The 18,207-nt window shown below is 71.7% G+C and carries 17 protein-coding genes and 1 pseudogene; 5 read left to right on the top strand and 13 right to left on the bottom strand.

Annotated elements, in window-relative coordinates; translation table 11 throughout:
* The 3 genes and pseudogenes from ACQ0O7_RS33260 to ACQ0O7_RS33250 form a co-directional block, all read right to left on the bottom strand.
* A pseudogene (locus tag ACQ0O7_RS33260) lies at positions 1-367 on the bottom strand (hypothetical protein); the annotation flags it as partial.
* A 245-nt stretch (positions 368-612) separates the two neighbouring features.
* Positions 613-873, bottom strand: a complete 261-nt coding sequence (locus ACQ0O7_RS33255; protein WP_430788073.1) for a hypothetical protein — start codon at positions 871-873, stop codon at positions 613-615.
* Positions 874-876: 3 nt separating this feature from the next.
* Positions 877-1,104 carry a hypothetical protein gene (locus ACQ0O7_RS33250; protein WP_430788071.1) on the bottom strand — a complete coding sequence of 76 codons (228 nt, stop codon included), beginning with the start codon at positions 1,102-1,104 and terminating at the stop codon, positions 877-879.
* 126 nt (positions 1,105-1,230) lie between these two features.
* Here ACQ0O7_RS33250 and ACQ0O7_RS33245 point away from each other — a divergent pair, with 126 nt between their 5' ends.
* Together ACQ0O7_RS33245 and ACQ0O7_RS33240 are read left to right on the top strand one after the other, a co-directional pair.
* Positions 1,231-1,770, top strand: coding sequence for a SigE family RNA polymerase sigma factor (locus ACQ0O7_RS33245; protein ID WP_430788069.1), 540 nt, complete (start codon positions 1,231-1,233; stop codon positions 1,768-1,770).
* Positions 1,742-2,932, top strand: a complete 1,191-nt coding sequence (locus tag ACQ0O7_RS33240) for a hypothetical protein (RefSeq protein WP_430788067.1) — start codon at positions 1,742-1,744, stop codon at positions 2,930-2,932. Before ACQ0O7_RS33245 ends, ACQ0O7_RS33240 begins: the two co-directional genes overlap by 29 nt.
* Here ACQ0O7_RS33240 and ACQ0O7_RS33235 read toward each other — a convergent pair.
* From ACQ0O7_RS33235 to manD, 6 genes are read right to left on the bottom strand one after another with little or no spacing between them, the layout of a single operon-like run.
* The gene (locus tag ACQ0O7_RS33235) at positions 2,917-3,513 is read right to left on the bottom strand and encodes a bifunctional 4-hydroxy-2-oxoglutarate aldolase/2-dehydro-3-deoxy-phosphogluconate aldolase (RefSeq protein WP_430788065.1); all 597 of its coding nucleotides are present in this window, start codon (positions 3,511-3,513) and stop codon (positions 2,917-2,919) included. The two genes, ACQ0O7_RS33240 and ACQ0O7_RS33235, sit on opposite strands and share 16 nt — an antisense overlap.
* Entirely contained in the window at positions 3,510-4,439 is a 930-nt protein-coding gene (locus ACQ0O7_RS33230; protein ID WP_430788063.1) for a sugar kinase, read from the bottom strand. Before ACQ0O7_RS33230 ends, ACQ0O7_RS33235 begins: the two co-directional genes overlap by 4 nt.
* Complete coding sequence (locus ACQ0O7_RS33225) at positions 4,436-5,548, bottom strand: L-idonate 5-dehydrogenase (protein ID WP_430788061.1); 1,113 nt, start codon at positions 5,546-5,548, stop codon at positions 4,436-4,438. Before ACQ0O7_RS33225 ends, ACQ0O7_RS33230 begins: the two co-directional genes overlap by 4 nt.
* A complete protein-coding gene (locus ACQ0O7_RS33220; RefSeq protein WP_430788059.1) occupies positions 5,545-6,870 on the bottom strand; it encodes an MFS transporter in 1,326 nt (441 codons plus the stop codon). The genes ACQ0O7_RS33225 and ACQ0O7_RS33220 overlap by 4 nt, the downstream gene beginning before the upstream one ends.
* 2 nt (positions 6,871-6,872) lie before the next feature.
* Positions 6,873-8,108 carry a mannitol dehydrogenase family protein gene (locus ACQ0O7_RS33215; RefSeq protein ID WP_430788086.1) on the bottom strand — a complete coding sequence of 412 codons (1,236 nt, stop codon included), beginning with the start codon at positions 8,106-8,108 and terminating at the stop codon, positions 6,873-6,875.
* Positions 8,109-8,110: 2 nt separating this feature from the next.
* Positions 8,111-9,319 carry a D-mannonate dehydratase ManD gene (manD, locus tag ACQ0O7_RS33210; protein ID WP_430788057.1) on the bottom strand — a complete coding sequence of 403 codons (1,209 nt, stop codon included), beginning with the start codon at positions 9,317-9,319 and terminating at the stop codon, positions 8,111-8,113.
* A gap of 94 nt (positions 9,320-9,413) precedes the next feature.
* Here manD and ACQ0O7_RS33205 point away from each other — a divergent pair, with 94 nt between their 5' ends.
* On the top strand, positions 9,414-10,106 hold the full coding sequence (locus ACQ0O7_RS33205; protein ID WP_430788055.1) for a GntR family transcriptional regulator: 693 nt from the start codon (positions 9,414-9,416) through the stop codon (positions 10,104-10,106).
* 122 nt (positions 10,107-10,228) lie between these two features.
* Here ACQ0O7_RS33205 and ACQ0O7_RS33200 read toward each other — a convergent pair whose 3' ends face one another.
* The 3 genes from ACQ0O7_RS33200 to ACQ0O7_RS33190 form a co-directional block, all read right to left on the bottom strand.
* The gene (locus tag ACQ0O7_RS33200) at positions 10,229-11,815 is read right to left on the bottom strand and encodes a methyl-accepting chemotaxis protein (protein WP_430788053.1); all 1,587 of its coding nucleotides are present in this window, start codon (positions 11,813-11,815) and stop codon (positions 10,229-10,231) included.
* A gap of 114 nt (positions 11,816-11,929) precedes the next feature.
* A complete protein-coding gene (locus tag ACQ0O7_RS33195; protein ID WP_430788051.1) occupies positions 11,930-12,241 on the bottom strand; it encodes a hypothetical protein in 312 nt (103 codons plus the stop codon).
* A gap of 60 nt (positions 12,242-12,301) precedes the next feature.
* Positions 12,302-13,420, bottom strand: coding sequence for a PQQ-binding-like beta-propeller repeat protein (locus ACQ0O7_RS33190; RefSeq protein WP_430788049.1), 1,119 nt, complete (start codon positions 13,418-13,420; stop codon positions 12,302-12,304).
* A gap of 61 nt (positions 13,421-13,481) precedes the next feature.
* Between ACQ0O7_RS33190 and ACQ0O7_RS33185 the strand changes: the two genes are divergently transcribed.
* Positions 13,482-14,468 carry a hypothetical protein gene (locus tag ACQ0O7_RS33185; RefSeq protein WP_430788047.1) on the top strand — a complete coding sequence of 329 codons (987 nt, stop codon included), beginning with the start codon at positions 13,482-13,484 and terminating at the stop codon, positions 14,466-14,468.
* Positions 14,469-14,502: 34 nt separating this feature from the next.
* On the opposite strand, the gene ACQ0O7_RS33180 is transcribed toward ACQ0O7_RS33185, so the two are convergent.
* On the bottom strand, positions 14,503-15,000 hold the full coding sequence (locus tag ACQ0O7_RS33180; protein ID WP_430788045.1) for a CarD family transcriptional regulator: 498 nt from the start codon (positions 14,998-15,000) through the stop codon (positions 14,503-14,505).
* A 114-nt stretch (positions 15,001-15,114) separates the two neighbouring features.
* Here ACQ0O7_RS33180 and ACQ0O7_RS33175 point away from each other — a divergent pair, with 114 nt between their 5' ends.
* Complete coding sequence (locus tag ACQ0O7_RS33175) at positions 15,115-18,189, top strand: choice-of-anchor M domain-containing protein (protein WP_430788043.1); 3,075 nt, start codon at positions 15,115-15,117, stop codon at positions 18,187-18,189.
* Positions 18,190-18,207: the final 18 nt, after the last annotated feature.

Below are 18,207 nucleotides of genomic sequence, written 5' to 3'. Positions count from 1 at the left end.
GGCGCGAGACGGATGCCGGGCGCGAGACGGGCGGATGCTGCGGGACGGGGGTGGCCGGTGTCGCGGCTGCTGCCGGCGACGGTGCGGGGCGCGGCGTGGCATGGGCCCGAGTGCCGGCGATGTCGGCGGGAGTCCGCGGCGGGTTGCCGCTCTCCCGGAGGCGCCGAAGCTTCTCGGCATGGCGCCGCCGCAGACCCCAGTCACGGCGAATCTTGTGCTGACGACGAAACTCCGCACGATCCGGATCGTAATTACGGGCCTTGGTCCAATCCCGCATCGCAGCAGTTTGGGCCCGGCTGAACAACGACATCTGAGCCATACCCAAATTGTCCCGGACCCCGACCGCGAAGTGTAAGAAGTCGATCATGCCAAATAGCATTCCGGACCAGAACCAAAACGATCCACCGACACGATTCGGCCACCATCACGCCGCACCGGCCAAAAGAACGTCATCGACCTCTCATAGCCGCGATCCGGGCGTTCACCGTGACCACGGATGGCACGAGCGAACCGCAGCCCTCGGCGATGCGGACGGTTTCGGTTCGGGATCTGGCGACGGTCGAGCCGGTCTGGCGTCCGGGCCTCGACGCTCCACCGGCAGATGGCGTCAGTTCACTGTTCTCGCTGAGTTCGGGCGTGGCGGCGGCGGTCGAATGTCACCAGCATGGCCAGGACTGACAGGGCGCCGGCTGCGGTGGACGGCTCCCTCGATAGCTGTAGCAACCGGCCGATCAGGTAGCCCAGCATGGCTCCGGCCAGGCACAGCGCCAGGATCGCGGACCAGCCCGCGATGTTCAGGTGGGCGCTTCGGAGGAGGCGGAAAGCGCGGACGCGAGGACCGGCGGGACGGTAGCCGGCGTAGCGGTGGCGCATCGGTCAGTGGGCTCGGTTTCTCGGGTGGTTCTTGGCTGTTCGTTCGTTGCCGTGGCGGTAGTTGCCGGTCAGGCGGGCCATCAGCTCCTGCGGGTCGTCGTCCTCCACGTCCTGGAGGAAGCGGGCTGCGGCCTGGCCCCTCAACACGCCGGCGGGGCGACCGTGATGCTGGATCTCCACCTCGCCGTTCTTGCGGACGCGGTAGGTGAACCCTTCTGGTTTACCGGGCATCGTCGCATTCTCATCCCGGGCCGCCGGCCCCCGCCACCGGATTTCGGGGCGCTGAGAAATCTCGTACATCATGCAACCCTGGAGGGCGGCCTTCTCCTCTAGCTCTCGACGAGAGGAGTTCGGCTGGTGGATGCCGAATCGGAAGAGGGGTTCCGGGAGTTTGCCGGGGCCCGGTTCCAGCCGCTGCGGATGCTCGCCTATGTGACCTGCGGCGACTGGCAGGCGGCTGAGGACGCGGTGTCCGGGGCGCTGTCGCGGCTGTATCTGAGGTGGGATCGGGTGGCGTCTCCGGAGGCGTACGCCCGCAAGGCGGTGGTGCGTGCCGCGATGGGTGAGAAGCGGCGGCCGTGGCGGCGGGAGCACCTGGTGGGTGAGGCGTTTCCGGAGGTGGCGGCGCCGGACAGCTCCGGTGACGTGGATGAGCGGCTGCGGATGCGGGCGGCGTTGCGGCAGGTGCCGCCGCGGCAGCGGGCCGCCCTGGTGCTGCGGTTCCTGGAGGGCCTGAGTGTCGAGGAGACCGCCGAGATCCTGGGGTGTTCGGTGGGCACCGTGAAGAGCCAGACCAGCCGCGGCCTGGACACGCTGCGCACCGCGCTGTCCGCGGAGATCACCAACAGGGCGGAGAGGGGGGTGGATCATGTCGTATCGCATCGAGGACGTGCTTGAGTCCGTCGGGGAGGGCGGGCCGGCGCCGCGGACCAGCACCGCGGACATCATCGCGGGCGCGCACCGGATCCGGTCGCGGCGCCGGTGGGCGACCGCCGCGGGGGCGGGCAGCGCGGTGGCCGTGACGGTCGCGGTGATCGCGGGGCTGGGCGGTACGACACCGCGGGCGGCCACCCCGGAGCTGCCACCGGCCGCGACGCCGACCGCGTCGTTCACCGCGCCGTCGGCGGCCCGCAACTTCCAGCAGCCGAACGGGCTGGCGTTCACGGTGGCCGCGGCGCGGGCCGGAACGCTGCGGGTCGGGCCGGGCGCCACGGCGACGTTCGGCTACCAGCGGTTCCCGGTGTACCGGGATGGCGTGACACTGGAGGTGGACGGGGTCGCCTACCCGTATCCGGAGGCCACGCTCACCTTCTACCAGCCGGGGGTGTTCGACCGGCAGGCGTTCGGGAAGCCGGAGGGGGCGCGGGGACAGTACGGCCCGGAGAAGCGGCTGACCATCATGGGCCGGGCCGGGTTCGAGCGTGCGGTCACCTACCGGCTGCCGGATCTGGCGGACATGCGTGCCAAGCTGCGGGCGAACCCGAAGCTGAACATCAACGACCCGAGCATCAGGACCGAGAGCTTCAGCCGTACGGCGTTCGCCTGGCAGTTCGACGGAAGGTCCTGGGCGACGTTCGTGCCGAACACCGGCCGGGAGCCGTTGAGCCGGGCGGATTCGCTGGCGATCGTGGAGGCGCTGATGCCCGGTGCGCAGACGCCGGCGGTCGCCCCGTACACGATGGGCTGGCTTCCGGCCGGATGGTCGGCGACCGCCGTGGACCGGGAACCGACCGACGTGGTGTCGCGGGTCTTCTTCGACGATCGGCCGCCGGCCGGCCGGGAGCTGGCGACGTCGCTCGACGACTATCCGGCCGGTGGTGTGCTGACGATCTGGGCGGGCGATCCGAAGGACACCGACGCCCCGGCCGCGGGCGAGCCGATGAAGTGTGTGGACGTCAACGGCTACTGCACGATGCTGCTCGGGGACGGGTATTTCGCCGAGTTCGAACGGCACGGCCGGGGTCTGTCGATGGATCAGGTGCGCCGGATCCTCCGGTCGCTGAAGGTCACCACGATCAGCGACCGGAGCACCTGGAAGCCGGTTCAGTCGCGGTTCTGAACGGCTCGCGCGGACAGTGCGGTCACCCGGTCCCAGTCGCCACCGGCGATCAGTTCCCGGGTGACCATCCACGAGCCGCTGACCTGGTCGACAGCCGGGATCGCCAGGTAGTCGGCCAGGTTGGCGGCGGTCACCCCGCCGGACGGCACGAAGCGCATGCCGGGGAACGGGGCGGACAGCGCGGCGATCCAGGCGGGGCCGCCGAGCAGCCCGGCCGGGAAGAGTTTCACCCGGTCCAGGCCGAGCGCGACGGCGGCCATCAGGTCGGTGGGGGTGGCGACGCCGGGCAGGATGTCGACGCCGTGATGCCGGGCCCGTTCGACGACGGCGGCGGACAGGCCGGGGCAGACGATGAACTCGGCTCCGGCGTCGACGACCTGGTCGACGTGTTCCGGAGTCAGCACCGAGCCGGCGCCCACCCGTACCCCGTCCAGGGACCGGGCCCGCCGGATCCCGTCCAGGCCGGCCGCCGTCCGCAGGGTGATCTCCATGGTGTCGATGCCGCCGGCCAGCAGCGCCGCACCCAGGGGTTCGGCCTGGTCGGCACGGTCCAGCACGACCACCGGCAGAATCCTCGTCATCGGTGTACCTCCCCATCGCATGCACTGTGCAGGTCGGCGCGGGTGGGCAGGCCCTCCCAGTCGCCGGGCACGGTGACCACCCGGCCACCGGCGGCGTTGGCGGTGGCCAGGCAGTCCTCGATGCTGCCGTCCTGGCACAGTTCGGCCAGGTAGCCGGCGACGAACGCGTCCCCGGCACCGACCGCGTCCACCACGGCGCGGGGCCGGGACGGAGCGTGGACCACCGTGCCGCCGCGGTGGGCGACGGCCCCGCGCGCCCCGAGTTTGAGCACCACCGTCGCCGGGCCGAGTGGGTTCAGGGCGGCGCCGTCGTCCTCGGTGGCCGGCCGCCCGAGCAGCAGCGACGCCTCCTCCAGGCCGGCGAACAGCAGGTCGACGCCGGACAGCAGACCGGTCAGGACGGCCCGCGCCTCGTCGTCGCTCCACAGCGTGCGCCGGTGGTTGACGTCGAACGACACCAGCGTCCCGGCGGCCCGCGCCGCCGCTATCGCGTGCGCCACGGTCTCCCGTGGTCCGGGCCCGAGCGCCGGGGTGATCCCGGTCAGGTGCAGCACCCGGGCCGCCGCGATCACCGCGGGTGGGACGTCGCCGGGCGTCATCCGGGAGGCGGCACTCCCGGTTCTCAGATAACGGACCCGATGGGGTACGCCGTACCGAAGCTCTTTGACCATCATCCCGGTCGGGGCGCCGGGATCGGCCTCGGCCAGCACGGTGACACCTTCGGCCCGGATCTCGCGCCGGACGAGGGTGCCGAGCGCGTCGTCGCCGAGCCGGCTGATCCAGGTGGCGGGCACACCGAGGCGGGACAGGCCGATCGCCACGTTGGATTCGGCGCCGCCCATGCCGATCGGCACGGTCCCCCGGACCAGCCCGTCGGCGGGCACCGTGAGCAGCGCCATCGTCTCGCCGACCGTGACGACGCTCATCGGGACCCCATCCGCAGCATCACCTTGCCGCCGCCACCGGCCGCGGCCCGGTCCAGGGCCGCCGCGGCGTCCGGCAGGTCGTAGCTGGCGCTGATCAGCGGTTCCAGGTCGAGCCCGGCGCCGAGGGCCCGGACCGCGCCGGTGATCTCGTCGGCGAACCGGTACGACCCGATCCAGGTGATCTCCCGGGTCACCAGGTCACCGAGGGCGGCCGGGGCGGGTGCGCCGGGCAGGTTCCCGACCTGGATCAGGGTGCCGCCCCGGGCGGTGGCCCCGAGCACCGCGCCGAGAGCGGCGGGCACCCCGGACGCCTCGAACACCAGTGGGGCGTCGGACGGCAGGGTGTCGCCGGCGCGCAGGTTCAGGACGGTGCCGGCGCCGAGCGCGCGGGCGATCCCGAGCGGTGCGGGCGCCACGTCGGCGGCGGTCACCGTGCCGGCCCCGGCGAGCTTGAGGGCGGCCACCACCAGGCAGCCGATCGGGCCGGCGCCGTTGACCAGCACGTCACGGCCCCGGACGTCACCGGCGCGGGAGACCGCGTGCATGGCGACGGCGAGTGGTTCGGCGAGAGCCCCGTGCCGGGTGGAGACCCCGGCCGGGAGCGTTCGCAGCTGGTCGGCGCGCACCACGATCGCTTCGGCGAATCCGCCGTCGGTGTGCGGGTCGAAGGCCGCCGACCCGAGGTAGCGGACCCGGGTGTTGAGGTTGTCACGCCCTTCGAGGCGGTCGGGCAGCTCGCCGACGGGGGTGGCCGGGTGCACTGCGGCGTACGTACCCAATAAGTCGGTGGAGACGCCCGGGCCGACGGCGGTGACCTGGCCGGCGACCTCGTGTCCCAGGATCAGCGGGTGTTCGAGGGTGGCGGTGCCGGAGGCGCCGTGCGCGTAGTAGGAGACGTCCGATCCGCAGATGCCACCCCACTCGACGGCGACCCGGACCTCGCCCGGACCGGGCTCCCGCACGGTGATCGTGTCGACCCGGACATCGCGGGGGCCATGAACCACGACGGCCTTCAGTGCACCTTTTTCACCCTGGCTTCGAGCCTGAGCGTCGAGGTTCCCCGGCTGCCGCCCGGCCTGCCCGTCCTCGCCGTCTTGGAAAAGGTTCATCGGGCGTCCTCCAGGGCGACCAGGTCGCGGCCGCGGGTCTCGGGCGACAGCAGGGCGGCGACCAGGGTGATCGCGGAGTAGGCGATCAGCATGGCGGCGATCGGCCACCAGTGCCCGGTCCAGGCGGTGAGCGCGGCCGCGGTGACCGGCCCGATCGCGGTGGCCAGAATACCGCCGATCTCCTTGGCCAGGGCGAGTTGCGTGAACCGGTTCCGGGCGCCGAACAGCTCCGCCATCGTGACGCTCTCCAGGGAGAACAGGCCGAGCACGCCGACGTTCAGGCCGAGGATCATGCCGGCCATCAGGCCCAGCGTGCCGCCACCGGTGATCAGCAGCATCATCGGCACCGCGAAGATCATGGTGGCGACGGTGAGGCCGATGTAGACCGGGCGGCGGCCGACCCGGTCGCCGAGCATGCCGACCAGCGGCACGGTCGCGAAGCCGAGCAGCGAGCCCCAGACGATCGCGGTGGTCGGGACGCTGCGGTTGACGGCCATGTCGGTGGCGATGTAGCCGACCAGGAAGGTCTGCACCAGGCCGGAGTTGCCGGCCTGGCCCAGCCGCAGGCCCAGGGCCAGCAGGAACGAGCGGCCCTTGCGTTCCTTGAGCCCGGCCTCCAGGACCGGTCGCTCCTCGACGCGGGCCTCGCGCTCCTCGAAGACCGGGCTCTCCTTCAGGTTCCGGCGCATCCACACCGCGAAGATCATCAGGAGGAAGCTGAGCAGGAACGGCAGCCGCCAGCCCCAGCTGAGCAGCTGCTCCTCGGTGAGCACCGCCAGCAGGATGGCCCACAGGCCGGAGGCGGCCAGGGTGCCGGAGTTGGTGCCGAGCGACACCAGCGAGGAGATCACGCCGCGGCGGCGCGGTGGGGCGTACTCGGCCAGCATGACGGTGGCGCCGGCGATCTCCGCGCCCGCGCCGAAGCCCTGGACCAGGCGCAGCACCACCAGCAGGATCGGCGCGAGGATGCCGATCGTCGCGTAGGTGGGCAGTACCCCGATCAGGGTGGTCGACGCGCCCATCATGGCGATGGTGATGAACAGGACCCGCTTGCGGCCGATCCGGTCACCCATCCGGCCGAAGTAGACCGCGCCGGCCAGCCGGGCGACATAGCCGACGCCGTACGTGGCCATCGCCGCGATCAGGCCGATGGCCGGGCTGACGTCGGGGAAGAAGATCTGGTTGAAGACGATGGCGGCGGCCAGCGAGTAGAGCTGGAAGTCCATGAACTCCATCGCGGTGCCGAGCCAGCCGGAGACGGCGGCGCGGGTGAGGTCCTTGGTGCTGCGCTCGGGCACCTTCGACGTCGATATATCGGACATGTTCACTCCGTTAGAGGGATTCGTCCTGCACGCAGGGCTGGCAGCCGGGCCGCCACGGAACGGATCACGGGAAGATCGGCGGCGCCCACCAGACGGAGCTGGGCGGCCACCAGGTCGATGTCGCTCGGCCCTCGGTCCCACGTACCGGCCAAGGGCTCTTTCAAGGGGTCGTCGGGCGCACGGTCCGGGTGGGTGGCGTGCACCCAGCCGGCCAGGGCCAGTTCGAGCACCGGGGAGGTGGTGGCGCGCAGCACGCCGAACCACCGTTCCGGAAGTTTCCGGGAGCCGTCCCCGGCGATCTGGCGCAGCGAGTGCCGGATGCCCGGGTTGGCGAAACGTTCGACCAGATCATCGGCGTACGCCATCGGGTCCGGCCCGCCCGGCGGCAACGTCGGGGCGACCTCGGCGGCGAGCTGCCGGACCAGGGCCGGGCCCCACCCGGTGGCCATCGTGTCGGCGACCGTGCCCAGCCCGGCGGCCAGGCCGAGGTAGGCCAGCGCCGAGTGCGCGCCGTTCAGCAGCCGCAGCTTGGTCAGCTGGTAGGGCGCGACGTCGGCGACGATCAGCGCGCCGTCGTGCTCCCACGGCGGCCGGCCGGCGGCGAACGCGTCCTCGATCACCCACTGCCGGTACGGTTCGGCCACCACCGGCACCTCGTCGCGGAAACCGAGCAGCGCGGACGCCTCCTCGACGTCGGCGGGCGTGGTGGCCGGGACGATCCGGTCCACCACCGTCGACGGCCAGGTCACCGCGGTGTCCAGCCAGTCCTCGTCCACGCTCTCCGTCATCGCCGCCCGGACCGCGGCCCGCAGGACCGCGCCGTTCGCCGCCATGTTGTCGCAGGACATCACGGTCAGCGGCGCGCCACCGGCCCGATGGCGTGCGATCAACCCGTCGGCGACGGCGGTCACGACCGGACCGTCCGCGAGGTAGCCCTTCTCGGTGATCGTCAGCGTGACGATCCGGACATCGGGCGAGGTCATCAGCTCGCGCACCCGGGCCGCGTCGTCGCCCAGGTGCAGGGTCTCGGACAGGGCGTGACACACCCGTACCGAGGGATCTCCCGGCCCCCGGGTGAGGACCGCGTAGCGGTTGCCCTGGGCGCGCAGCGCGTCGACGGTGGCCCGGGAGCGGGGCGCCACCGCCGTGATCGTCCAGTCGGCGGACACGTTCTCGGTCCAGACCGCCTGGTGGGCGCGGTGGAAGGCGCCCAGGCCGAAATGCAGGATCCGCTTCATGGTCACCAGTCGTGCACGGAGCCGTCGAGCCGGCGGGCGACCGGCAGATATCTCGCCTGGTAGGGGAAGCGCGCCGCCACCTCGTCGTCGTATTCGACACCGAGACCCGGCGCGTCCGACGGGTACAGCATGCCGTTCTCCAGGCGGGGGCTGCCGCGGAACACCTCGTACGTCTCCGGGGTGTGGCCCATGTGCTCCTGGATGCCGAAGTTCGGCACCGTGATGTCGACGTGCACGGCCGCGGCGGTGGTCACCGGGGACAGGTCGGTGGCCCCGTGTGAGCCGGTGCGCACCTGGTAGAGCGCGGCCAGGTCGAAGATGCGGCGCAGGTGGGTGATGCCGCCGGCGTGCACGACGGTGGTGCGCACGTAGTCGATCAGCTGCTCGGTGATGAGTTCCTTGACGTCCCAGATCGAGTTGAGCACCTCACCGGTGGCGATCGGGGTGGTGGTGTGCTGCCGGATCAGCCGGAACGCCTCCTGGTTCTCGGCCGGCGTCGGGTCCTCCATCCAGAACAGCCGCAGCTCCTCGACGCTCCTGCCGAACCGGGCCGCCTCGATCGGGGTGAGCCGGTGGTGGATGTCGTGCAGCAGGTGGAAGCCGAACCCGAACCGCTCACGGACCTTCGCCAGGTAGCCGGGCGCGAAGTCCAGGTAGGCCTCGGTGCTCCAGGCCTGCTCGTCGGGCAGCGCGGTGGCGGCCGGCTCGTAGAGCCCGCCCTTGCGCACGCCGTAGCTGCCGCTCAGGCCGGGCACCGCGGCCTGCGCCCGGATGGCCTGGAAACCCCTCTCCTGGTACGCGGCCACATCGTCGAGCAGCGACTCCACGTCGTGGCCGCTGGCGTGGCAGTAGACCAGCACGCCGTCCCGGGAGCGCCCGCCGAGCAGCTGGTAGACCGGCATGCCGGCGACCTTGCCCTTGATGTCCCAGAGCGCGACGTCGACGGCGGCGACGGCGGTCATGGTGACCGGGCCGCGCCGCCAGTAGGCGCCCCGGTAGAGGTACTGCCAGGTGTCCTCGATGCGGTCCGGGTCGCGGCCGATCAGCAGGGGCGCGAGGTGGTCCTCGAGGTAGGCGGCGACGGCCAGCTCCCGGCCGTTGAGGGTGGCGTCGCCGAGGCCGGTGACGCCGTCGGACGTGGTGATCCGCAGAGTCACGAAGTTTCGGCCGGGTGACGTCACCAGCACCTCGACACGTTCGATCGTTGCCACCGGATTTCCCCCTCGTTACTTGTACGCAGATGCTTGTATACAAGTCCCGGTCGGCCAGTTAGTCAAGAGTTAGGGGTCGCCTATGCTGGGAACCGTGTCGAACCGGAAGACGGTGTACGCCACCCTGCGCCGCAAAGTCCTCACCATGGAACTGCCGCCCGGAGCGTCCCTCAGCGAGAACGAACTGGCCGCGGCCCTCGGCGTCAGCCGCACCCCGGTCCGCGAAAGCCTGATCCTGCTCGCCGAAGAAGGCCTGGTCCAGGTCTTCCCCAAGGTCGGCTCATTCGTCTCCCGCGTCGACCCGGTCCGGGTGGCCGACGCCCAGTTCCTGCGCGAGGCCGTCGAACTGACCGCCCTCGACGACCTGCCCACCCCCCTGGACCCGGCCCTGCTCGCCGCCCTGGAGGACAACCTGCGCCGTCAGGACACCCCCGGCATCACCAACGAGGAGTTCTTCGCCCTGGACGAGGACTTCCACCACGGCCTGCTGCGGCTGAGCGGCCACGGCGCGGCATGGGCCACGGTGAGCGCCGCGAAGGGCCACCTGGACCGGGCCCGCCGCCTGGGCCTCCAGGAGGCCAGCCCACCCACGGCGAACGCCTCCCAGCACCGCGACATCCTCACCGCCGTCCGCTCCGGTGACCTGCCGGCCGCCCGCTCAGCGATGCGCCGGCACCTGCGCGCGGTCTTCGCCGACGTGGAACGCATCCAGCGACGCTCCCCCGAACTCTTCGCCTCCAACGAGGGCCCCACCCCGGTCCGCCGCAGCGTCGTCGTCTGGGACTGACCGCCGGGTCGGCGACGCCGGCGACCGGATCGGCCCTCCCGGTGGGGCGCCGGTTTCCAGGGTCGAGGGCATGCGGGAAAGGCCGGGCCCACGGGGGCCCGGCCTCTCTCGCCTACCTGATGTCAGACCTTGTACGTCGAGATGGTCTGGTTCAGCTCCTCGGCCATCCGGGCCAGTTCCTGCGCGGTCGCCTGGGTCTCGGTGGCGCCGGTGGCGGTGGCGTTGGCGGCCTCGGCCACACCGGAGATGTTGCCGGCGATGTCACCGGCGCTGGCGGACGCCTCGCTGACGTTGCGGGCCATCTCGTTGGTGGTGGCGGTCTGCTCCTCGACGGCCGCGGCGATGGTGGCCGCGTAGTCGTTGATCCGGGCGATGACCTCGGTGATGTCGCCGATGGCGAGCACCGCCTGCTCGGTCTCCTCCTGGATGGCGCCGATCCGCTTGGTGATGTCGTCGGTGGCCCGCGACGTCTCCTGGGCGAGGTCCTTGACCTCGGAGGCGACCACGGCGAAGCCCTTGCCCATCTCACCGGCGCGGGCCGCCTCGATGGTGGCGTTCAGGGCGAGCAGGTTGGTCTGCTCGGCGATGCTGGTGATGGTCTGCACCACGCTGCTGATCTCGGCGGACGACTTGCCCAGCTTGGCGACGATGTCGTTGGTGCGCTCGGCGGTCTGCGCGGCCTGGGTGGAGACGGCCGCGGCCTGGGTGGCGCTGGTGGCGATCTCGCGGATGGCGACGCCCATCTCGTCGGCGCCGGCCGAGACGGTCTGCACGTTCTGCGAGACGATGCCGGCGGCGTCGGAGACGGTGCCCGCCTGGGCGGAGGTCTCCTCGGCGGCCGACGACATCTGCACCGACACGGCGGACAGTTCCTCGGAGGCGGCGGCCACGTGGTGGGCGTTGTCGGCGACCTGGCGGACCATGTTCGCCATCGACGCGGTGGACTCGTCGAGGGCCTTGGCGAGCACGCCGACCTCGTCCTTGCCGGTCAGGCCGGTGCGCTGGGTGAGGTCACCGTCGTGGACGGCGGTGAGCACCTCTACACAGCGGGCCAGCGGGCGGGTGATCAGGCGGGCGATGCCCATCGCGGCGAGCACGCCGATCACCAGGCCGGCGATGATCAGGGAGATGACCAGCGTACGGGCGGTCTCGTAGGCGGCGGTGGCGGCGTCGTTCTCGTCCTTGGCGTTCTCGATGGTCTGCGTGGAGAGGATGTCCATCGCCTCGCGGGCCTGGTTGACCAGTGGATCGACCTGGTCGGCCCGGACCTTGGCGACCTGGGCGTCCTTGCCGGCCCGGCTGAGCGGGAGCAGCGTGTCGTTGGTCAGTGTCACGTACTGCGACCAGGCGGCGTCGAAGTCGGCGAGCGCGGCGACCCGGGTGGGCCCGAGGTCGTACGACTTGTACTTGGTCTCGACGTCGGCGAGCGTCTTCAGGTCCTTCTCGATCGCCGCCTCGGCGTCGTCCATGATCGAGGCGCTGTCGGTGCTGAAGTGGTTGAGCGAGTCGATGCGGACCCGGTTGAAGGCGTTGCGCATCTCGGCGATCGTCTCCAGCTGGAGCGTGCCGGTGTAAACCTCGTCGGTGCCGTTGTTGATGTCCGACATCTTCACCGTGGCGTATGACGAGACACCTGTGCCGATGGTCGCAACCACGAGGACTGCCGACAGGATCTTCGTGCCGACCTTCCGGTCCCCGAACCAGCCCATCATTCGAATTTCACCCAACTCTCCAAGTGGCGGCCCCGAATGTCACGGCCACGTCTGAGAGCTACTTCGGACGAAACGGCGGCGACTACAGCTCCGCCGGAAAAGCGCACCGAATTACAACTTTCCGAGCCGCTCCGCCTCGGCCCGCGCCTCCGCGACGATGGCGTCCGCCTGCTCCTGGGCGAGACCGAGGATCCGCTCCACCTGCGAGCCGAGGCCGGCCACCGAGGGCTTGCCCGGCGCGGAGGAGAGCGGCGGCGGCGCGGGGGCGACCAGGTCACGACCGCCGGACCGGCTCGGGAAGGCCAGGAGCACCAGCCCCACCGCGGCGACGGCCAGCCCCGGCACGATGGCCACCTCACCGGCCAGCGCCCCGCCGGCCACCCCGGCCCCGGCACCGAACAGCGGCAACGCCCAGCGATTCATGCCGGGCATGCTAACGCGCCCGCGCTCCCGCTGGTCCGGAGGCGCCCGCGCTCCCGCTGGTCAGGGGGCGTACGCGCGAACCTCCGCGCCCCGGGTGGTGAGCAGACGGCCGCCGGCGGGCACCACGTGCGTACGCAATCCGGTGTAGGTGTTCCGGAGTCTGACGACCTTGCCGCCGGCCGGGGTGAGGACGGTGAGGGCGCCCTTGCCGGTGAGGACGTAGAGCAGGCCGCCGGCCCGGACCGGATCGCGCGGGGTGGTGAGGGCCCGGGTCCAGGCCAGGCGGCCGGTCCCGGCGTCGTAGGTGTTGACCCGGCCGGCCGACGCCACGTAGACGCGCCGGCCGTCGGCGGCCAGGTCGCCGGCCTCTTTGGGGATCCGCCAGAGCCGGCTGCCGTCGGTGGCCGAGCGGGCGCTCAGCCCGCCGTCGCCGGTCAGGTAGAGGTGGGTGCCGTCCGGGTTGGCAGCGACCGCGGTGACCCGGGTGCCGGTGCCCCAGACGGGGGTGCCGGTGGTGATCCGCCCGGCCCAGGTCTCGGCCTTGCCGGTGGTGCGCCGCAGCAGGACGGTGCCGGCGGCGGAGACCGGGCCGGCCAGCACCTCGTTGTGATGGGTCCAGAGCGGGGTGCCGTCGTCGAGCTGGTGGGCGGTGACGGCGTGCCGGGCGTCGTCGCAGGTGCCGCACTCGCCGGAGGTGACGATGACGCCGGCGTCGGCGATGGCGGTGTCGGCGGTCCAGGCGGCGGTGCGGCGCCAGCGCTGGGCGCCGGTGGCGGCGTCGAGGGCGATCAGGGCGCTGTCGTAGGAGCTGGCCGATTCGCAGGCGGTACTGGCGACGAGCACGAGCCCGCCGGCCACGATCGGCCCGGCGGTGATCAGGCCGGTGCCGGCGTGGTGCCACAGCCGTCTGCCGGTGCCGGCGGCGTAGGCGGCCACTCCCCCGCCGTCGAGCAGGTAGACCCGGTCGCCGACGGCGCGGGGGCCGGCCGGGGCGGGTTCGCAGCCGGGCCGGGCGGCGGCGGGGCGGACGGTCCAGCGGGGCTGGAGCCGGTCGACGGTGGACGCGTTGACGCCGGTCTCGGCGGGGTTGTAGCGGGTGTTGCCGGGGCCGTAGCCGTCATGCCCCCACGACGCGGCGCCCAGGACGGCGATCGTGGCGATAACCCCTGCTTTCAGCATGTCTTGATGATGACATTAAAGTCTGTTTTAGGTGTTTTCATGCACTAATGGAGGGGCAACTGTGCTGATCGGCGCGTCCATCGCGGCCGAGGACCTCGAGTTCTACGAGCCGCTCTTTCCCGGCAACGACATCATGCGGATCTTCCCGGTCCGGGTCACCATCGACGGCGAGCCGCTGCGGGTGCTCCCGCCCTGGTCGGACACCCGTCTGGAGTACTGCCGGCGCAACGGCACGATCCCGTTCCTGAGTTGCAAGGTCGACGGCCGGCCGGGCGGGCTGGAGCGGGTCCGCCGGCAACTGGAGGACATGCCCGGCTGGATCGACCGGATCTACCTCACCGACCGGCACGAACCGGAGGGTGACCTGCCCGGCGGGCCGGCCGGGTTCCACCGCGACTTCGGCCGCTTCCTGGACATGGTCGACACCCTGCCGGCGGCGATCCGGAAGCGGATCAGCTGCGGGCCGGTGCTCACCCAGACCTGGACCGAGAACCCGAACAGGGGCGACTTCAACTACCGGACGTACGATCCGGGTACGGGTGACTTCCTCGGTGTCGACTGCTACGTCCCGGCGGGCACCCGTGAGTGGGTGATGAGCCCGGAGCGGCTGCCGAAGCCCGCCGCGTTCCTCAAGCACGTCAAGGCGTACGAACACGGTCCTCGTGACGCCCGTCCCCGGATCATCCCCGAGCTGGGCCTGATCGGCATGCCCGCGGACACCGACGGCTCGGTCCGCGCCCAGTGGATCAAGGGGGTGCACGAGGAGCTGTCGACCTGGCATCCCGGTGCGCCCGGCTGGGCCCGGAAGTGGGGCATGCTCGGCTGGATCTGGTGGAATCAGCGGGGCAAGAACACCGGCGCCGTCCGCGGCATCGGCGGCCGTCGCGACTTCCCGCTGGACGACCGGACCGTGGACGGCGACACCGTGATCAAGCTGAACCCGCCGAAGCCGCTGCGGATGTTCAACGCGCTCTGGACGGCCCAGCACTCGCCACGGCCACCGGCCCACCCGCACCACGCGACCGGGCTGTCACCGGCCGATCTCTGACGGGCGGGCCGCCCGTCCGCGGCCTGCCCGTCCCTCAACGGCCCAGCGCGGTGTTCAGCGCCGCGCCGATGCGCTGTTCGGCCGCCTCCCGGTCGCCGATCCCCTCGTTCTGGGCCAACTCCTCGGTGAGGAACGACATCGCCTTCTGCAGCAGCCGCTTCTCCCCGGGCGAGATGCCGGTGGTCTCCTGCCGGGTCCAGAGGTTGTGCACCACGTGCGCGGTGTGCCGCAGGTCGCTGCTGGCCAGCAGTTCCTCGTACCGCTTGAATCGCCGTGACCAGTTGCCGCTGAAGTCCTCGTCACTGTGGACCAGCACGGCCAGCACCTCGTCGACCTGTTCGGCGCCGAGCAGTTCGCGGATCCCGATCATCTCCACGTTGTCCACCGGCACCGAGATCGTCATCGGATTGGTCAGTGTCGTGAGGGTCACGAATTCGGTGGGCACCCCCTTCACCTCCCGGAAGAACCGTTCGGTGACGCTCACCGCCCCGTGTCGGGGGTGAACGAGGGTACGGCCGACTTCGAGATTCACCGGGTGTATCCATTCCTGTTCGCACGGTCCGCCGCGCCAGCGGTTCCGGGAGACTACCGGATCTGTCAACTCACGCCTCTTTACAATGAAAACCGTTTCCAACAAGATCAGCGCATGCGAAAACGAACAGCCACGCTGGCCGTGCTCGGCGTCGTGCTGGCCACCGTCCTGGCGCCGGCCACCGGAGCCACCGCCGCCGAGGGCCCCGCCCCCGAACCCCGCGAACACCGGATCATCGCCGGCGTGCACACCGACGCCGTCTCCACCTTCCTCGACGACGGCAGACTCGCCCTCGCGACCAAGGCCGACGTGGCCGAGGGCAACGGCACCCGGTTCGACCCGGCCGGCATCTGGTTCCACCTGACCGACGACGCGAAGACCACGGTTCCGGCCGGATACGAGTTCATCGCCCCACCCGGCAGCCCGGCCTGGATCGCCCCCGAGTCCAACCCCGGCGCCGGCCTGCTCTGGCCCGGCTTCTCCACCGAGTCCACCCCGGACATCACCGGCACCACCTTCACCCTCACCGAACTGGACGGGCCGGGCAGCCTGGAACTGTTCACCGCCGCCGGGTTCGGTGGCGTCAAACGGCTGTGGTCGTCGGACGAGGACGCCTTCCGCGCGTTCTCGGTCGGGCGCACCCACATGCACGCCAACTGGGCGTTCACCGCGGCCGGCACGTACCGGATCGGGGTCGAGGCCGCCGCCGGCGGGCAGACCGCGCACGCCACCTACACCTTCGTGGTCGGCGGCCTGCCCACCGCCACCGCCACCAGCACCGCGCTGACCACCTCCACCGCCGCGATCGTGGCCGGCGAACGGGTGCGGCTGGACGCGACGGTCACCCCGGCCGACGCCCCCGGCTGGGTGGAGTTCGCCGACGGCGACACCGTCCTCGGGCACATCGCGGTGTCCGGCGGGCGGGCCGCGCTCGACGTGACCACCCTGCCGCTGGGCAACCGGGCGCTGACCGCCCGGTTCGTGCCGCACGTGCTGAACCACTTCACCCGCTCGGCATCCCCGCCGGTGCCGGTGACGGTGACCGAGAGCGCCGGCGGCGAGGTCTTCGGGATCACCGGGCTGGCTGATCGTTATCAGACAGGCGACCAGATCGACCTGGGCGTCACCGGAGCCACCCTGCGCGACGGCGACACCTGGCGGTGGCTGATCCGGCCGGCCGGCATGACCACCTCGTTCGCCGCCGGGAGCGAGGCCCGCTACCGGCGCGACGCCACCTCGGGCCTGAACGGGTCGTCGATCCGGGTGCAGATCCGCGACGCCGCCCGGGTGGTGGTCCAGCAGAGTGACTGGCTGACCATCAACGTGGACGGCGTCAACGTCGGCACCGGCGAGAGCGTCACGGTCACCGGCTGGCGGGACGCCTACAACGGCGATCCGGTACGGGTCACCGTCGCGCACCGGGCCCTCACCGCCGGGGAGACCGGCCGGTGGATGACCCGCTACGTGCCCAGCGGCACCACGTGGGCGCCGGTGTCCGAATACGGTCACCCGCAGCAGGTGCCGGGCACCACCGACCAATGGTTGATGGACACCGCGTGGCTCAACTCGATCGAATGGGCGTACGAGATCGCCGGCGCTGACGGCACGATGCTGGGCCGTTCCCCGGCTTACCTGTCGCAGATCGGTAACCGCGAGTTGCAGCTCTCCGGGATCCGCACCGTCTACCGCGCCGGCGACACCCTCCGCGCGGAGTCGTCGCTCTATCCGCCCCGCGACGACGTCACCTACCGGTGGCAGATCGCCGGCGGCGCCGACCTCGGCACCGGCCCCACCCTGGAGCTCCCGGTCACCGCCGACCTCGACGGCCAGTCTCTCTACCTGGCCGCCGTCGACGCCACCACCGGCATGCACATCGCCGGAGCCCAGCAGCTGCTGCGCGTCACCGACAGCGCGCCCGGCGAGCAGCTGCTCTTCCTGGACTCCCTGGCCGGGCACTACCACCAGGGCGACACCATCCGGCTGAACGCCTCCGCCGACCCGGCCGCCAGTGACACCGACGTCCTGAAGTGGCGCTGGCAGCGTCCCGACCAGCAGAGATTCACCACGATCGACAAACCCACCGATGGCGTACGCGCGGAGCAGGCCCTGGACGGCACCCAGGTGGTGGCCGAACTGTACTCGGCCGCCGGCACCCTGCTGGCCACCAGCGAACCGGCCACCATCCACGTCGACGACCACGGCGCGGCCCCGCAGCAGAAGGTGACGGTCGACGGCCTGACCGCCACGGTGAACCCGCCGTCGGTGCTGACCCGCTGGGAGTGGTGGCAGCAGCGGCCCGGCTCGGACACCCTGGAACTCATTCCGGGCCAGAACGGCCCGGAATTGTCGGAGCACCCCGGCCCCGGCACCACCGTGGTGGCCCGGCTCACCTTCGACGACGGCCGCGAATACGTCGAGTCGGCGCCGACGGTCCTGCCGGACAGCTCGCTGACGGTGTCCGGGATGGCCGCCGAATACCGGCCCGGCGACACCGTCACCCTCCAGGCGGTACAGACGCCGCGCGGGCCGGAGACCGCGCATGAATGGCTGGTCAAGGCGCCCGGGGCGGATGCCTTCACCCCGGTTCCGGGTGAGACCGGCGACTCCTACACCTTCACCGCCGCGCGTACGCTGCACGGCGCCCAGTACCGGGTGAAGCTCGCCGGCACCACCAGCCCCGCGGTGACCCTGACGGTGACCGAACCCGAGCCGTCCGGGGAGGCGGCCAAGACGATCACCGCGACCATCGACGAGACCGAGGGCGCCCTGGTGATCAGCGTGGACGCCGCCGACCGGGCGGTGGTCCTGCCGGACGCGGCCCTGAACAGCTCCGGCGACCGGTGGGAGAGCACCGGCGCGCTGAAGCCGGTGACGGTCACCGACACCCGCGCGGCCGGCCCCGGCTGGACCGCCTCGGGACACGTGGCCGACGGATTCCGGGCCCCCGACGGCAGCTCGTTCCCGGGCGGTCACCTCGGCTGGACCCCGCAGGTGCTCTCGCAGAGCACCGCCCAGGGTGTCCAGCCCGGCCCGGCCTCCCCCGGTCTGGCCGAGCCGGCCCAGCTGGCGAAGGCCCCCGCCGGAGCCGGCCGGGGCACCGCCCGCCTGGACGCCGAACTCCAGCTGAGCGTCCCGACGGACACCGCGCCGGGCACGTACACCGCGACGTTGACCTTGACCGCGATCTAGGGGCCTGGGTGCCGTGTG

Source organism: Actinoplanes sp. G11-F43 (assembly GCF_050589265.1).
Classification (GTDB): Bacteria; Actinomycetota; Actinomycetes; order Mycobacteriales; family Micromonosporaceae; genus Actinoplanes.
The sequence above is the reverse complement of the archived record's forward strand: the minus strand, read 5'-3'. Positions and strand labels throughout refer to the sequence as shown.

Coding starts and splice junctions, on each gene's coding strand:
- ACQ0O7_RS33255 (WP_430788073.1), bottom strand. CDS start 873: ATGCGCCACCGCTACGCCGGCTACCGTCCCGCCGGTCCTCGCGTCCGC.
- ACQ0O7_RS33250 (WP_430788071.1), bottom strand. CDS start 1,104: ATGCCCGGTAAACCAGAAGGGTTCACCTACCGCGTCCGCAAGAACGGC.
- ACQ0O7_RS33240 (WP_430788067.1), top strand. CDS start 1,742: ATGTCGTATCGCATCGAGGACGTGCTTGAGTCCGTCGGGGAGGGCGGG.
- ACQ0O7_RS33235 (WP_430788065.1), bottom strand. CDS start 3,513: ATGACGAGGATTCTGCCGGTGGTCGTGCTGGACCGTGCCGACCAGGCC.
- ACQ0O7_RS33230 (WP_430788063.1), bottom strand. CDS start 4,439: ATGAGCGTCGTCACGGTCGGCGAGACGATGGCGCTGCTCACGGTGCCC.
- ACQ0O7_RS33225 (WP_430788061.1), bottom strand. CDS start 5,548: ATGAACCTTTTCCAAGACGGCGAGGACGGGCAGGCCGGGCGGCAGCCG.
- ACQ0O7_RS33220 (WP_430788059.1), bottom strand. CDS start 6,870: ATGTCCGATATATCGACGTCGAAGGTGCCCGAGCGCAGCACCAAGGAC.
- ACQ0O7_RS33215 (WP_430788086.1), bottom strand. CDS start 8,108: ATGAAGCGGATCCTGCATTTCGGCCTGGGCGCCTTCCACCGCGCCCAC.
- ACQ0O7_RS33200 (WP_430788053.1), bottom strand. CDS start 11,815: ATGGGCTGGTTCGGGGACCGGAAGGTCGGCACGAAGATCCTGTCGGCA.
- ACQ0O7_RS33195 (WP_430788051.1), bottom strand. CDS start 12,241: ATGAATCGCTGGGCGTTGCCGCTGTTCGGTGCCGGGGCCGGGGTGGCC.
- ACQ0O7_RS33190 (WP_430788049.1), bottom strand. CDS start 13,420: ATGCTGAAAGCAGGGGTTATCGCCACGATCGCCGTCCTGGGCGCCGCG.
- ACQ0O7_RS33175 (WP_430788043.1), top strand. CDS start 15,115: ATGCGAAAACGAACAGCCACGCTGGCCGTGCTCGGCGTCGTGCTGGCC.